At 68.4% G+C, this 14,521-nt stretch carries 13 protein-coding genes; 6 read left to right on the top strand and 7 right to left on the bottom strand.

From position 1 onward, the window contains the following. Positions 1-3: 3 nt before the first annotated feature. The gene (locus LJ760_RS05905; protein WP_227920549.1) at positions 4-1,113 is read right to left on the bottom strand and encodes a glycerate kinase; all 1,110 of its coding nucleotides are present in this window, start codon (positions 1,111-1,113) and stop codon (positions 4-6) included. 46 nt (positions 1,114-1,159) lie between these two features. Then, positions 1,160-1,969, bottom strand: a complete 810-nt coding sequence (locus LJ760_RS05900; RefSeq protein WP_442860636.1) for a glycerophosphodiester phosphodiesterase family protein — start codon at positions 1,967-1,969, stop codon at positions 1,160-1,162. 126 nt (positions 1,970-2,095) lie between these two features. On the opposite strand from LJ760_RS05900, the gene LJ760_RS17475 reads away from it, so the two are divergent. The 3 genes from LJ760_RS17475 to LJ760_RS05885 are packed head-to-tail and all read left to right on the top strand — an operon-like array spanning position 2,096 to position 6,724. Continuing rightward, the gene (locus LJ760_RS17475; protein WP_227920545.1) at positions 2,096-4,633 is read left to right on the top strand and encodes a bifunctional lysylphosphatidylglycerol flippase/synthetase MprF; all 2,538 of its coding nucleotides are present in this window, start codon (positions 2,096-2,098) and stop codon (positions 4,631-4,633) included. 13 nt (positions 4,634-4,646) lie between these two features. Next, the gene (locus tag LJ760_RS05890) at positions 4,647-5,948 is read left to right on the top strand and encodes an alpha/beta hydrolase (protein WP_227920542.1); all 1,302 of its coding nucleotides are present in this window, start codon (positions 4,647-4,649) and stop codon (positions 5,946-5,948) included. Then, a complete protein-coding gene (locus LJ760_RS05885) occupies positions 5,945-6,724 on the top strand; it encodes a phosphatase PAP2 family protein (protein ID WP_227920540.1) in 780 nt (259 codons plus the stop codon). The genes LJ760_RS05890 and LJ760_RS05885 overlap by 4 nt, the downstream gene beginning before the upstream one ends. Here LJ760_RS05885 and LJ760_RS05880 read toward each other — a convergent pair. From LJ760_RS05880 to LJ760_RS05865, 4 genes are all read right to left on the bottom strand, one after another. Then, a complete protein-coding gene (locus LJ760_RS05880; RefSeq protein ID WP_227920537.1) occupies positions 6,645-7,496 on the bottom strand; it encodes an HAD family hydrolase in 852 nt (283 codons plus the stop codon). The two genes, LJ760_RS05885 and LJ760_RS05880, sit on opposite strands and share 80 nt — an antisense overlap. 76 nt (positions 7,497-7,572) lie before the next feature. Next, positions 7,573-8,109, bottom strand: a complete 537-nt coding sequence (locus tag LJ760_RS05875) for a YbhB/YbcL family Raf kinase inhibitor-like protein (RefSeq protein WP_227920535.1) — start codon at positions 8,107-8,109, stop codon at positions 7,573-7,575. Between the two features lie 48 nt (positions 8,110-8,157). Beyond that, positions 8,158-9,072 carry a carbohydrate kinase family protein gene (locus LJ760_RS05870; RefSeq protein ID WP_227920532.1) on the bottom strand — a complete coding sequence of 305 codons (915 nt, stop codon included), beginning with the start codon at positions 9,070-9,072 and terminating at the stop codon, positions 8,158-8,160. Positions 9,073-9,106: 34 nt separating this feature from the next. Beyond that, positions 9,107-9,865 carry an alpha/beta hydrolase gene (locus LJ760_RS05865; RefSeq protein ID WP_227920530.1) on the bottom strand — a complete coding sequence of 253 codons (759 nt, stop codon included), beginning with the start codon at positions 9,863-9,865 and terminating at the stop codon, positions 9,107-9,109. 107 nt (positions 9,866-9,972) lie between these two features. Here LJ760_RS05865 and LJ760_RS05860 point away from each other — a divergent pair, with 107 nt between their 5' ends. Beyond that, positions 9,973-11,088 (top strand): GTP pyrophosphokinase, encoded by a 1,116-nt coding sequence (locus tag LJ760_RS05860; protein WP_227920528.1) that lies wholly within the window; start codon positions 9,973-9,975, stop codon positions 11,086-11,088. 50 nt (positions 11,089-11,138) lie between these two features. Further along, positions 11,139-12,197 carry a winged helix DNA-binding domain-containing protein gene (locus LJ760_RS05855; RefSeq protein ID WP_227920526.1) on the top strand — a complete coding sequence of 353 codons (1,059 nt, stop codon included), beginning with the start codon at positions 11,139-11,141 and terminating at the stop codon, positions 12,195-12,197. 33 nt (positions 12,198-12,230) lie between these two features. On the opposite strand, the gene LJ760_RS05850 is transcribed toward LJ760_RS05855, so the two are convergent. Further along, complete coding sequence (locus LJ760_RS05850; RefSeq protein WP_227920524.1) at positions 12,231-13,241, bottom strand: LacI family DNA-binding transcriptional regulator; 1,011 nt, start codon at positions 13,239-13,241, stop codon at positions 12,231-12,233. A gap of 181 nt (positions 13,242-13,422) precedes the next feature. On the opposite strand from LJ760_RS05850, the gene LJ760_RS05845 reads away from it, so the two are divergent. Further along, on the top strand, positions 13,423-14,421 hold the full coding sequence (locus LJ760_RS05845) for an SDR family NAD(P)-dependent oxidoreductase (protein ID WP_227920521.1): 999 nt from the start codon (positions 13,423-13,425) through the stop codon (positions 14,419-14,421). Positions 14,422-14,521: the final 100 nt, after the last annotated feature.

Below are 14,521 nucleotides of genomic sequence, written 5' to 3'. Positions count from 1 at the left end.
GGATCAGGCGCCTTCCAGTGCCTGGCGCGTAGCCCACGCCACGTACTTTGCCGCCTGTTCCATGGCATCCTGCGGCCGCTGGACCACGTCCAGCAGGCTGACGGCCGCAACAATTCCGTACTCCTGCAACTGGTCCGGGGTCAGGGTGATCCGGCCCGCCACGGCCACCACGGGGATGCCTGCGTCACGGGCCCGGGCCGCCACTTCCAGGGGTGCCTTGCCGTAGCGGGACTGTTCATCCAGTGAGCCTTCGCCGGTGAGCACCAGGTCGCAGCGTGTGAGTGCCAGGTCCAGCCCGGTGAACGCACTGAGCAGTTCAAACCCGGGGTTCAGCGACGCCTCGGTGAACGCCAGGAACCCGGACGGGAAGCCGCCCGCCGCACCGGCGCCGGGAATGTCGACGTCGACGCCGGTCGTGGACTTCAGCAGTCCGGCCCAGTTACCCAGCGCTTCCTCGAGGACCGCCTGCGCCGCGGAGTCGGCACCCTTCTGGCCGCTGAACACGGCCACCGTGCCTTCCGGGCCGAGCAGCGGGTTCGTTACGTCGGCGGCGATCTTCAAATCCACGCCGGCCAGCCGGGGGTCCAGGCCGGCGGCGTCCAACGTCACGGCCTGCGCCAGGGCCGCTCCCCCGGGAGGCACCGGTGCACCGGCGTCGTCAAGGATCTTCAAGCCCAGGGCCGTCAAGGCGCCGGAGCCTCCGTCCGTCATGGCCGAGCCGCCGATTCCGAGAATGATGGTGCGCGCACCTGCATCGAGCGCCGCACTGATCAGCTGCCCGCTGCCGTAGCTGGTGGCCTCAAGTGCGGTCTCGGGGGTGGGGTCCAGCAGGGTCAATCCGCTGGCCCGCGCGGTTTCGATCAGGGCAGTATCTCCGGTGAGTGCCCAGACGGCGGTGATTTCCCGCCCCAGCGGTCCCCGGACCCTGGCGGTGCGGGCCTCGGCCCCTGCTATCAGTGCAGCGTCGAGGGTGCCCTCGCCGCCGTCCGCCACCGGCACAGCGGTGACCTCGGCATCCGGGTAAACCGCCAATACACCTTCACCCATGGCTGCCGCGGCCTCCCCGGCGCTGAGTGATCCTTTGAATTTGTCCGGAGCAATAACTACACGCATGCCCTCATCCTGCCAGTTGGGACGGACAAGGCCGTCCAAGTAGTCGTTACCGCCACTGCCCGCGGTCTTTGAGGACGTCCACGAGGATGTCCGAACGGTCCGTAACGATGCCGTCCACTCCGAGGTCCAGCAGCCGGTTCATGGTGGGCGCGTCGTTCACGGTCCAGACGTGGACCTGGATTCCGGCGCGGTGGCATCTGCGGACAAAACCCGGCGTGACCACGGGGACGGGGCCGAAGCGCAGTGGAACCTGGACGCACTGGAAACGGCCCAGCCGGGCGAGGACCGGGGCTGCGCGCAGCGGTGCGAGCAGAAGCAGTGCAGCGGTCAGGGCGCTGCCGGCGGAGCTGGCAGCCGGCTTGCCCAACCGGCGCAGGGCGCGAAGCCGGCGGACGTCGGAAAAGGACGCCACCAGGACCCGGTCATGGGCGGAGTGTTTTTCGATCAGGGCCGCGAGCAGCGCTGCCCCGGCGGCGTCCTTGACGTCTACATTCAGCCGCATGTGGGGCCACTCGGTCAGGAGTTCTTCGAAGGTGGGGATCCGTTCCGCCCCGCCCACCAGCACCTCGTCGAGTTCTTTTCGGGTGAGCTGGCTGATTTTGCCCACCACGCCGCCGGAAAGGCGGTCCACGGTTTCGTCGTGGAAGGCCATCAGGATGCCGTCGCGGCTGGTGCGCACATCCGTTTCCAGGTAGCTCATCCCAAGGTCCGCGGCAGCGCGGAATGCCGAGAGCGTGTTTTCGTAGCCGTCGGGGGAAAAGCCGCGGTGCGCCAGCGCGATGGGTGCCGGCGATGATTCCGGGGGCGCCGTCGCCTGGTCGCGGGGGGCCCGGAAATATGGATAAGTTGCCAACACATTCGTACCTTACCAAGCGCCGGACTGTGCCCGGGCGGGCCACGCCCTGCCGCACGCGCCTAGACTGGCAGCACCGCGACCGGCAGCAGTTTCTTTCGCCGGCTTGTTCCCGTGGAGGTCAGTACCGTGCCTGGCAAACTTCCCGTGGGGCCCCGCTTCGGAGCACGCTGGCCGCTCCGGCGCCTGCGGAGAAGTGCCGGCAGGGCTCCCGCCACCCTCACCTTTATTGCCTTGTTCTGGATCCTGGGGGTGTCCACCTCCTCCCTCCGCAGCGGCCCGGAGGGACCGTTGCTGGACTGGGCGGCTGCTTCCGTGAACACCGTGGCCGGGAATCCGGCACCCCTGCTTTTGTGCTGCTTTTGGGCGGGCGGCCCCGCCGGCTACCTCGGCGGCACCCTATTGGCATTGCTGGCCGGGTTGCCCTGCGAGCGGCTATTGGGAACCGGACGGTTCCTGCTGGCCGGGTTCGGCGGTCAAATCGCGGGGCTGCTGCTGACCACCGGCTTCGCCTACCTGACCAGCGCATCCATCGGCGATTGGTCCCGTGCCCTTGTCTCCGAGTCCTTCGTGGGTCCGATGGCCTTCCTGGCAGCCGCGGCCGCTGCTGCCAGTGCCCGGCTCGGGACGCTGTGGCGCCGCCGCCTGCGGGTTCCCCTGTTTACGTTGCTGATACTGCTGGCGCTCTACGGCGGAAGCTTCTCCGCTCTGACGGTTTTGGGCGCGGCCGCGGCCGGCGCACTCGCCGGGCCCTATCTGGCGGGCCGCCGGCCGTCGATTCCACGCCGGCTCGTCAGCAGCCGCCGGGAGGCCCGGGTGCTGGTGGCCCTGGCCGTGCTGGCTTCCGCCGTCGGCCCGGTTATCAGCGCCTTGAGCAGCCAGGCGGTGGGACCGCTTTCGGTGCTGCAGTATCTGTTTACGGACGTGGAGGTGAGGACCCCGGCCGAGCTGGACCAGGTGTGCGGTGATGCCGCGGACTCCGCGCAGTGCGTCGCCGCGCGTATCCAACTGCGTGCCGGTCCGGCGGCGTTCTTCCTGGCCACCCTGCCCCTGGTGCTGCTGGCTGTTTTTTCGGACGGCCTGCGGCGGGGGCGCCGCTTCGCGTGGGTGGCCGCACTGCTGCTGCAGGGTGCCATGACAGTGCTGGCCGCAGTGCGGATCGGCCGGCTATTGGCCGGGGAGGAATCGGGCATCCCGGCTCCCGGCACCGGAAATTCTGTCGCACTGGTGCTGCCCATGGCCGTTCCGTTGGCGGTGCTGGTGCTGCTGGTCCTCACCCGCGGACTCTTCTCTGTAACAGCGCCTGCCGGCACCTACCGGCAGTTGGCGGGCACTTCCGCCCTGGCGGCAGTTTTGCTCGCGGCGCTTTACCTGGGTGCCGGCCTGGTGAACCGGAACGGTTTCTCGCCGGCCGCGACGCCGGGGCTGCTCGCCGCGGATCTCCCCGGACGGTTCCTCCCGGTCCTCGAGGTGACCAGCCGGGCTCCCGGCCTTGTGCCGGAGAGCCTGCCCGCGGTCCTGCTGTATGAAGGGGTCGGGGGTGTCTTCTGGGTTTTGGTGTGTGTGCTGCTGCTGCACTCCTTCCTGGTTCCGCCGTACAGTCCGGCAACCGCTGATGCGGACCGCGCCCGTTCGCTGCTTCGAGCCCACGGCGGCAGCACCATGGCCTGGATGACCCTCTGGGCAGGCAACAACTACTGGTTTTCCCCCAGCGGGAATTCCTACGTGGCCTACCGGATGGATCTAGGGGTGGCGCTGAGCGTCGGAGAGCCGGTGGGACCCCGGGATGAGCTGCACAGCGCCATGGAAGGGTTCTCGGCTTTCTGCACCGCGAACGGCACCACCGCGTGCTTCTACTCCGTGGGTACCCAGGTGCGGGATCTCAGCAGCGGGTTGGGGTTTTCCTCACTGCAGGTAGCCGAGGAAACCGTCCTCCCGCTTGGCTCGCTGGAGTTCAAGGGCAAGAGATTCCAGGACATCCGCACCGCCATGAACTCTGCCCGCAAGCAGGGCATCCGGGCTCAGTGGACCCGTTATCCCGCCGCACCGCTGGCGGTGAAGGACCAGCTGCACGCCATTTCGGAGGAATGGGTGGCAGATAAGGACATGACGGAGATGGGCTTCACGCTGGGCGGGCTGGAAGAACTGGATGATCCGGAGGTGCGCTGCCTGCTGGCCATCGACGAAGACGGCACCGTGCACGCGGTAACGTCCTGGCTGCCGGTATACCGCAACGGAGCGGTGGCGGGCTGGACCCTGGATTTTATGCGCCGGCGCAGCAACGGCTTCCGGCTGGGGATGGACTTCCTCATTGCTTCCGCTGCACTGTCGCTCCAGGACGAGGGGTTCTCCTTCCTCAGCCTTTCCGGCGCTCCGCTGGCGCGTGCCGAGGCGGAGACGGACGACGACGGACCCGGGGAGGGTCCGCCCGTGATGGACCGACTGCTGGACCGGCTGGGCGAAACCCTGGAACCGGTGTACGGCTTCCGGTCCCTGCTGGCTTTCAAGGCCAAGTTCGCCCCGGAGTACCTGCCGTTGTTCATGACCTATCGGGACCCGGCGTCCCTGCCCGCCATCGCCAACGCGCTGGCGCGGGCCTATGTTCCGGACCTGTCCCTGGGCCAGGGGTTGTCACTGGCCCGCCGGATCGTGGACCGTACCGCATGAGGACACCCCGGCCATGATGGAGCTGTCCCTGATTGACGGGATCCTTCCCGCCCTCGCCCTGGCCCTGGGCGCGGCGGCGCTTCTTTGGCTCGGGATTGCCAGGAGGCGGCTGGGCCTGCCCAGGATCCTGGTTTATCTCTTGGTTGCGGCCGCCTGCACGGCACTGGTTTACGCGCTGGCAGAACTTATATTCCATTGGTGGAATGCTTCTCTTCCGCGGACGCTCTACCTCTACACCGCCCTGGCAGTCCTGGGGATTCAACTGGCGGCCGGACTTCTGGCAGTTCCAGGCACCCGGTGGTCCCGCCGGATCGCAGGCGTTGCGGCGGCGTTCGCAATACTGCTGGCGTTGGCCTGCACGGTGAACCTTGCCTACGCCCAATACCCCACACTTCGTTCCCTCTTGGACCCGCCCTCGGCCACCCATGACCCGCTGCCCCGTCCCGCGGAAACCGGGGCCAGCCGTCCCGCAGCCTCCGAGCGGGACTGGTCGCCGCCGTCGAACCTGCCCGGCGAAGGCAGGGTCTACCGGGCAGAGATCCCCGCGGCAGCCTCGGGATACGCGTCCCACCCCGCACTGATCTACCTCCCGCCTGCCTATCTGGCCGATCCAGGTGCGGTCAGCCTGCCGGTGCTGGTCCTGATCCACGGCCAACCGGGCTCCCCGAATGACTGGCTGGTCAGCGGCCGTATAGCCGAACTGATGGACGGCTTCGCTGCCCGCCATGCCGGACTGGCTCCGATAGTCGTCATGCCCGACGCCAGCAATGACTCCAACCCCGACTGGCCGCTGTGCCTGGATACGACGGTCAGCGACTCGGCAACGTACCTGGCCCGGGACCTTCCCGCCTGGGTACAGCAGCATCTTGGGGCCGGAACGGCCGGAGCACGGCAATGGGCCGTCGCGGGGTATTCGTTCGGCGGCACCTGTGCAGTGCAGTTGGCGGCGAACCACCCCGATGCCTATCCGACATTCCTGGACATCGCCGGCGAAAACCAGCCCACCGACGCCGATGGGCAGCAGGCCCTACTGGACACGTATTTCGACGGCGACCAGGCCGCCTTCGCAGAACAGAATGCCGTGGACCGGTTTCGCCGGATGTCATTTCCGGAACTTGCAGGGATCGTCGTCGTCGGCCGCGAGGACAAGGTGTACGCCCCGGAAGGCAGGCAGGTGTATGAAGCAGCCCGGGCGGCCGGCGCGGACGTGCAGTTCCAGGAGCTTCCGGGCGGACACTCCTGGCAGGTCTGGCGGGCCGGGCTGGAGAACAACCTGGACTGGCTCTGTAGGCGGCTTGGCATACTTGATCCATGAGCCCCGTGCCCGCGCCTCACCCCTCTCCGGCCGTAAATTCGCTCAGGCGGCTGCTGCATGCAATCAGCCGCGCAACCTCGCCGCATGTGACCCTGCTGGTGATCCTTGCCGTCGGCCTCCTGCCGGCGTTGGCCCTGACCCTGGTGTCCGCAGAGGTCTATGACTCGGTCACCGACGCGGACGGCATCGCCGGCCTGGACCGGCCGGCGCTGGAAACGGCATTGGGACTGCGCACTCCCGCACTGGATGCCGCGGTCACCGGTTTCACCAACCTTGCCGGGACCATCGGCATGCCCGTCATCGCCGGGCTCGTGGTGCTCGTTATGGGCCTGCGCTGGCGTTCCTGGACACCGCTGATCCTCACCGCCGCTGCAGCCGCCGGTTCACTGCTCATGACGGTCACGGGGAAGGCTTTGATCGGACGGACCCGGCCCGACCTGGCGGATGCCGTTCCGCCGTACGAATCCTCCGCCTCGTTTCCGAGCGGACACACCCTGAACTCGATCGTCATCGCGGGGATCCTGGCCTACCTGGTGATCCTGCACGTGCATAACCGCTGGGCGAAGGTCTCCGCAGTGCTCGCGGCAGCGGTCTTTACGTTTGCCGTGGGCCTGAGCCGGGTCTACCTGGGCCACCACTGGCTGACGGATGTGCTGGTGGCCTGGACACTCGGAGCGGCCTGGCTAGCGGTGGTAATTACCGCGCACCAGCTTCTGCGGAGGCTTCCCGAACATCGAGCAGCCGCTCAAGAACCACCGCCACGCCGTCGTCCGTGAAGCCCGGTGCCGTGAAGTCCGCCGCCGCGCGGGCAGCCGGGTGGCCACTTGCCATCGCGTAGCCCCGGCCGGCCCAATCCAGCATGGAAATGTCGTTGGGCATGTCGCCGAAAGCTATGGTTTCCGCCGGGTCAATACCCTTCCCCTTGGCGTAGCCGGCCAGCGTGACGGCTTTGTTCAGGCCCGGCAGGGACATTTCCAGCAGCGGCATCCGCGGGGCCGAATGGGTGGTCTCCACCAGTTCGGACACCGCCGGCGCCACCCGGCGCAGGAACTCGTCCGGGGAGATGTCGGCACCCCGGGCGAGGAATTTTGCCACGCCCGGTGAGCCTGCAAGGGATTGGTGCAGCGGGCCGGGAACTATGCCGCCGAGGAGTTCCACGGATCCGGAGTCCACGAAGCCGTCCTCCAGATGGAGGCCGTCCACCGTCTCCGCCGCGAAGCGTACCCGTGGGAAGAGGTCCCTGATGACCTCCGCGGCGGCGAACATCTGTTTCAGCGGGAGGAGCCGGGTGGCGAGGACGCGCTCGGCGGCCAGGTCATAAGTGATGGCCCCGTTGGAGCAGATCACGGTCCCTGCGTGCCCGATCCGCTCGCGCAGGGGGTCCAGCCAGCGGGGCGGGCGCCCGGTCACGAAGACGACGTCGATGCCCGCAGCCATGCAGGCGCGGAAAGCGTTCACGGTCCGGTCGCTGATGCTGTTGTCCGCACCCACGATGGTGCCGTCCATGTCACTTGCTATCAGCCGTACCGGCCCCCGCTGTTCCTGCATGCCATCAAGCTTACTTCCGGCTGCGGCGGGGACCGGAACGGTGCGAGGCCTCCCCAACGGGTCCGCCTGCGGGGCCCTAGTCCTCCCGGATTTCAGCGGTGCCGATCATCGTGGCCCGCGCCAGGGTGTGGGTGAAGAGCGCAAAGCCGAGGGCGGCCGGGGTGGCGTCCGGCGGAACGTCCAGTTCCTCCGTATCCACGGCGTGGACCACCACGAAGTAGCGGTGCCGTCCGTGTCCTGCGGGCGGGGCCGCGCCCACAAAGCCCGCAAATCCGGCGTCATTGGCCAACTGCACGGTGCCGGCGGGCATCTGCCCCGTATTGGCCGCATCTGCGGCGAGACCCGTGACCGACGCCGGGATGTTGAAGGCCGCCCAGTGCCAATAGCCGCTGGCGGTGGGTGCATCGGGGTCGTACATCGTCACGGCAAAGCTGCGGGTCTGCTCGGGGAAGCCGGACCAGGTCAGCTGCGGCGAGGCATCGCCGCCGTCGGCTACGCCCATCTTGCCGCTGTACTGGGCCGGTGCGAACGTGCCTCCGTTCGCAAATTCTTCACTCTCGACGGTGAACTCAGGCACCTGCGGCAGTGCCTCATACGGGTCTCGGCTTTCCACTGATTTCCTTTCAGGTAGTTGGCATTGATGCCGCGGCGTGCGGCTGGATCAGGGAACTTCGCGCCGGTAGGGAGGGTTGGCTCCGGCGCGGGAAACGGTGACGGCTGCTGCGCGCGCGGCGAAGGAAAGCAGCTCCTGCAGTTCGCCGACGCCGATCCGGGCCAGGTCGCTGCGGCGGGCACCGCCGTCGAGCTCCCGGTCCATCAGCCCCACCAGGAGGGCGGACATAAACGAATCCCCGGCGCCCACGGTGTCCACCACGCTGACGGTGGGTGCGACTACTTCGCAGTGCCCCGCCGCGGCCACGGCCCACGGCCCCTTCGACCCCCGGGTGACCACTACCAGCGACGGTCCCGCAGCGAGCCAGCGCCGGGCGGATTCCTCCACTGATTCGTCCGGGTAGAGCCACTGCAGGTCTTCGTCGGAGGCCTTGACGACGTCGGCCAGTGCCACGAATTTCTCGGCCTGTTCACGGGCGTAGGAGACGTCGGTGATGATGGTCGGCCGGCAGTTCGGATCGTAGGTGACGGTGCAGCCGGGCCGTGCCTGTTCCACGGCGCGCAGCACGTGGCTCGCACCCGGCGAGAGCATGGACGCGATGGAACCGGTGTGCAGCATGGTGGTTCCGTCCAGCAGGGCCGGAAGATCCTCCGCAAGGCTCGGCAGCTGCCACTCCAGGTCAAAGGTGTACCGGGCGCCGCCCGCCGGATCCAGCACGGCCGTGGCCACGCTGGTCGGCCGGTCATCGGCTTCGAAGGCGGTCAGCACGGAGTTTGCCCGGAGGTGCTCGGCGATCATCGCACCGTAGGTATCCGAGCCGAAGCGGCCCACGAACTGGACAGGACGGCCCAGCCGCGCCACGCCCACAGCTACGTTCAGCGGGCTGCCGCCGGGGTGTGAACGCCGCGGCGCCGTATCGCTGACTACTTCATCAACAAGGGCTTCCCCAATAACTGTAAGCACACTGCCAACCTAACAGAGCAGCCTTTGGGTTTCCTTAAACAACAGGTATTCCGGCAGCCTCGCGGACCGCCTCGACGACGGCGTCCCACGCCGGAGTGCCGGGGGTGATCATCGCAAAGTGGTCGCCGGGAATGAGGCGCAGCTGCGCCGCCGTGCCGCTTGCCCGGGCAGCGTCCACCCAGCTGCTGGAGGAACTGAGCGGCACGGTGCTGTCTTCCTCGCCGTGCAGTGCCCACACCGGAACCTGCAGCGGCAGCGCGCACATGGGGTCCGCATCCCGGAAACGCCGGGGATCCTCTTCCGGTGTGCAGCCGAGGAAGTTCCGCACCGCCCCGTTGCTCAGGCCCAGCTCATGGGCCTCGGCCAGGTTGAGGACGCCCGAGGAGCTGACGACGCCGGACGGGAGGACGCGCGGGTCGGTCCGGGCTGCGGCGAGCACGGCCAGGTGGCCGCCGGCGGAGTGGCCCAGGAAGACGACGCGGGAGAGATCCAAGTCGTGCTCCCGGGCAGCCGGCGCCAGCGCGTCGATTCCGGCGCAGATGTCCTCGAACGTTTCCGGCCAGCCGCCGCCCTTGCCGGCCCGCCGGTATTCCAGGTTCCAGGCGGCAAACCCGCGCGCGGCCAGGTCCGCAGCCAGCGGCCTGCCCAGTTCCGCATCGTAGGCTGCGCGCCAGTAGCCGCCGTGGATGATGACCACCACGGCCGGCGCCGCCGCACCGCTTTCCGGAAGGGTAAGTTCGGCGTACTGGTCCGCGTCCGGACCGTAGGAGATACGCAGTGCAGTCGCTGGCATAACGATCCTTCTGCTCGCGGGGCTTAATCTGATAGGGAGCCTATCGCCGGAGTCGGAGAAACGCCGTGCCATAGGCTGGGGGGGCAGGCAGGGGAAAGGGAACAGCTTTGAGCGCGTGGGACACACTGGATGAGCGGCTGCGGCCCATAGTCCAGGCCAGTACCGATGAGTACGCCCGGGTCCGGCCCGGATTGGAAGCGGTCACCGCGGAGATGGAAGCGAATCTTCGCGCTGTCTTTGCCGACAGCCCGGTAAAGCCGCTGTTCGTTGCCTCGCGCACCAAGAGCGTGGAGTCGTTCCGGGACAAGGCTTCCCGGATGCTGCCCCCGGAGCACCCCGGCGAACTTCCCACTCTGTTGTTCCCGGATCCGCTGCGCAACCTCACCGACCTGGTAGGCCTGCGCATCATCATGACGCTGCCGCACGAGGTGGATGAAGCGGCCAACCTGATCAAGCGGCAGCGGGCGGAGTTCGACTGCCGCGGCGACCGTGAGAAAGACATTGGCTCCATCGAATCCGGTACGTACGGTTACTCCAGCCGGCACCTGATCCTGCGGACCATCCAGAACGAGACCGTGCGGCAGTTCCACAAGCTGCTGGAACCGGACCAGCGGCCCAACGGCAGCTACCTGTTCGAAGTGCAGATCCGTACCGTGCTGGCCCATGCCTGGTCCGAGATCGAACACGACATCCGGTTCAAGGCCGGTGATCCGCGGGCTTGGAGCCCGTATTTCGACCGGCAGTTCACGGCAACCGCAGCCATGCTGGAGACGGTGGAAACCGCCTTCGCCGAGCTGCACGAACGGTACGAAACCGTCACGGGCTTCTGGGACGAGGAGGGCCAGGGCAGTGCGCCGCTGACTCCGAACCGGATCCGGGACATCTGGATGACGCTGCTCCCGCACGTCAACCGCAAGTCCGGTGATGACTGGGGCTGGGCAGCGGAAATGCTGGCTGCGCACGGTATGAAGACCACCATGGACCTGGCCGGGCTGCTGCAGGCCGAGGCCATCACCAAGGTCCGCGCGGCCCTGGACCACCGCTACTCCCCCGGACCGGACCGGCTGCTCGATGACCTGCTGCTCTGGCGTTTCGGCAAGGAACACATCGACCTCACGGCCGAACCGGAGGATGCACCGGTCAAACCGCGCCGGGAGTCCCTCGGCCGCCGTTACCGGTTGATGCAGCTTTACCGGGCGCGGGAGGCGGAGCAGGGGCAGTAGCCGATCGCCGGAACCTTGCCGGGCACCGCCGTGCCGCATAGCTTTGCCTCGTGGTCATTTCTCTTTCAGGGCAGGATGCACGGCGGATCCGGCGTTCCTCGCAGCTGCTGGGCGGTTCGGACCTGTCCCCGGCCGACGTCGTGCGGCGTGCCGTCGCGCTGCAGGGCCAGGACCTGCCCGCGGTGCTGCGGGCCATTGCCGTCCGTTCCCGCCCCGGAACCACCGTCCAGGACGTCCGGAACGCATTTGACCGCGGTGAGCTGGTGCGCGGCTGGCCGATGCGCGGCACCCTGTTCGCAACCACTCCGGAGCAGCTGGCGACACTGCTGACCTTCACCGCGCAACGGATCCGCAGCATGGCTGCCCGCCGCCGGGCCGAGCTGGGGCTTGAGGGGACGGTCCTCGCGCGGGGCCGGGACACCCTGCGCGAAGCCCTGGGCGATCGGCCCCTGCGGCGCTCCGAAGCGCTGGAACTCTGGGAAGCTGCCGGGATCAACACCTCCGACGGCCGCGGATACCACCTGCTGATGCACCTCTGCGTGGAAGGCCTGGCGCACTGGGGACAGTTCTTCGAGACCGGTACCGAGCAGCTCCTCACCCTCACGGCACCGCGGGCCGTCGACCCCGGCGCGGCCGACGAAGCCGGCCTGGCCGCGGTGGTCCGCGGCTTCGTGCTCGCCCGGGGGCCGGTCACGGAGAACGATCTGGCCTGGTGGACCAAACTGCCCAAAACCATGGTGCGCAAGGCGGCGGCCGGCGTGGCGGATCTGGTCCAGGTGGAAATGGAGGGCCTGCCGGCGTGGATCATCGGTGAGCCGGAGATTCCGGAACCTTCGGGAGTGTCACTGGTGCCGGCCTTCGATGAGTGGATCCTCGGTTACGCGGACCGTTCCCTGGTTGCCAGCCCGGCGATGCTGGCGGCAATTGTCCCGGGCGGCAACGGGGTCTTCCGCCCGGCCGTGCTCGACGACGGCGTGGCGGTGGGCACCTGGCGGCTGCCCCGCACCTCCCGGGCCACCCCGGAACCGGTCATCGACCTGGTGGAACGGGTCTCGGCAGCCAAGCGGCAGGCCATTAAGCAGGCGGTCGCTGACTGGCCGCACGGCTGACCGGTTGCGTGCCGGGGAACCGCGGCCGCCCGGTCAGGCCGAAACGCGCCGCACCAGCCGAACCGGCGGCAGGCCCGGCCCGGCCGGCTGCACGGTAGCTTCCGCACCGGATTCCGGCACATCCAGCGGTGCGTCCAGCGGAGCCACTGCCATCCGCGCGAAGCGTTCCCCCAACTCCCGGGCGTCCATCCGTACGGTGGTCAGCGGCGGAACCGCCAGCGACGCCAGCGGAATGTCCTCCGCACCGATCACCGCCATGTCCTGCGGCGCAGTCAGGCCGTGCGCGGCCAGCCCGGCCAGCAGTGCGAAGGCATGCTCGTCGTCGAACGCGCAGGCCGCGGTCACCGGCTGCGGTCCTGATCTCCAGCGGTCGACGACGCCGGCCGCCTCCTCTGCGTCCAGGCCCAGCCGGGCGACGTCGGGCTGCGGGAGCCCGAGCCGGTTGCAGGCGTCCGCAATGGCTGCCAGCCGGACATCCACCCGCCAGGCGTAACCGGACTCCGGTGGAACTGCCACGCCGATCCGCCGGTGTCCCGCCGCGGCCAGGTGCTGTACCTGGCATGCCCCAATGCCGAGGTCCGGCGCCAGCGGGTCTTCCAGCGCCTGGTGCAGGGACGCCACCTTGATGCCGCTGGCCGCCAGGGCTGCCAGTTCCGTCTCCGGGAGCGGAGTGATGAGGATCAGCGCTGCCGGAGCCAGCGACTGCACCAGGGACGGCGCTCCCCCCTGCGCCGGCAGCCGGTGCGCCACCAGGCGCAGTCCCTGCCGTTCCACTTCCTCGGAGGCGGCGTCGATCATGATGGCCAGGGCGCGGCCCAGGGGCTCGGGCGGCAGCAGCATCAGGACCAGGTCGCTGCGGCCGCGGCGCAAGGTGCGGGCAGCCGTCGACGGCGTGTACCCGAGTGAGCGGGCTGCGGCCAGCACCCGGTCCTGCGTCGCGGGGGAGATACTCTGCCCGGCACGGCCGTTGAGCACGTAACTGACGGTGGCACGGGAGACGCCCGCCGCCTGCGCGACGTCGGTGGACGTAACCCTGCGGTTCATTCCGCCCCTCTTTCGCTTAGCCCTTGCGACCCGCCCAAACCCGACGGCGTCAGCCCTTATCCATTGGAGATTTCTCCGGTAGTCTGACGATACAGGCAACTTACACGTGTAACCATCGTGGTGAGCTGCCGATACCGGCGGCCGCAGATTACGGCCGCTCCCCGATTGAAAGGACCGGTTCGTGGCCAATTCGCCTATCACCGCCCAGAACACCGTCCAGCAGTGGCTCGACCACCCCGCCGGCGGCCCCGCCATCCGCGGCATGCTCGCGCAGGCCGGAAGCGACGAGAAGACCCTCGGCCCCGCCCTGACCATGAAGCTGCAGCAGCTGGTTGACCTCAGCCAGGGCAAGTTCCCGCAGGCTGCCGTGGATGAACTCGTGAAGCAGGCCAACGGCGGCGTGATGCCCGAGATCGCCGAAACCGTCCTGCCGACCGTTGAAGGACGCTTCGAAGGCCGCACCGTGATTGTCACCGGCGCCGGTTCCGGCATCGGCCGCGCCACCGCCGCCCGCATTGCCCGCGAAGGCGGCCGCGTGATTGCCGTGGACATCGCCGAGGTGAAGATCAAGGAACTCGCCGAAGAACTGGGCGAGGCCATTGTTCCGGTTGCGGGGGACCTGACCGACGCCGCCGCCGTGGACCGCATCATGGCTGCTGCCGGTACCAAGATCGACGGTCTGGCCAACGTGGCCGGCATCAATGACGACTTCTCCCCGCTGCACGAGGTCTCCGATGCCATGTGGCAGAAGATCTTCGCCGTCAACGTGGAGGGCCTGATGCGCCTGACCCGCGCCGTGCTGCCGACCATGCTCGAAGCACGCAAGGGCTCGATTGTGAACATCACCTCCGAGGCCGGCCTGCGCGGCTCCGCTTCCGGTGTGGCCTACACGGCGTCCAAGCACGCCGTCGTCGGCATTACCCGCAGCACCGCGTTCATGTATGCCCGTGAAGGCATACGCGTAAACGCCGTGGCTCCGGGCGGCGTAGCCACCGGCATTCCGATGGGCGGCAAGACCAGCGAGTACGGCGAGGCCCGCCTGTCCCCGGCACGCGTGAACATTCCGGGCCTGGCCTCGGCGGAGGACCTCGCGGCCTCCATCACGTTCCTGCTCAGCGATGACGGCGTGAACATCAACGGCGCCATCCTGCCCTCCGACGGCGGCTGGTCCGCGGTCTAATCCCCGCTGGTTCGTCGGTCTCAGGGCCTACCCCGACGGCGGCCGGTGCCTTCCCTATGGAAGGTGCCGGCCGTCGTCGTTGTGCGCTCCTTCAAAGGCC

The organism is Arthrobacter sp. zg-Y895, assembly GCF_020731025.1.
Lineage (GTDB): Bacteria > Actinomycetota > Actinomycetes > Actinomycetales > Micrococcaceae > Arthrobacter_B.
The sequence above is the reverse complement of the archived record's forward strand: the minus strand, read 5'-3'. Positions and strand labels throughout refer to the sequence as shown.

What these genes read in the sequence shown, in the direction of transcription:
- LJ760_RS05905 (WP_227920549.1), bottom strand. Translation starts at nt 1,113, where the DNA reads ATGCGTGTAGTTATTGCTCCGGACAAATTCAAAGGATCACTCAGCGCC.
- LJ760_RS05890 (WP_227920542.1), top strand. Translation starts at nt 4,647, where the DNA reads ATGATGGAGCTGTCCCTGATTGACGGGATCCTTCCCGCCCTCGCCCTG.
- LJ760_RS05885 (WP_227920540.1), top strand. Translation starts at nt 5,945, where the DNA reads ATGAGCCCCGTGCCCGCGCCTCACCCCTCTCCGGCCGTAAATTCGCTC.
- LJ760_RS05880 (WP_227920537.1), bottom strand. Translation starts at nt 7,496, where the DNA reads ATGCAGGAACAGCGGGGGCCGGTACGGCTGATAGCAAGTGACATGGAC.
- LJ760_RS05865 (WP_227920530.1), bottom strand. Translation starts at nt 9,865, where the DNA reads ATGCCAGCGACTGCACTGCGTATCTCCTACGGTCCGGACGCGGACCAG.
- LJ760_RS05850 (WP_227920524.1), bottom strand. Translation starts at nt 13,241, where the DNA reads ATGAACCGCAGGGTTACGTCCACCGACGTCGCGCAGGCGGCGGGCGTC.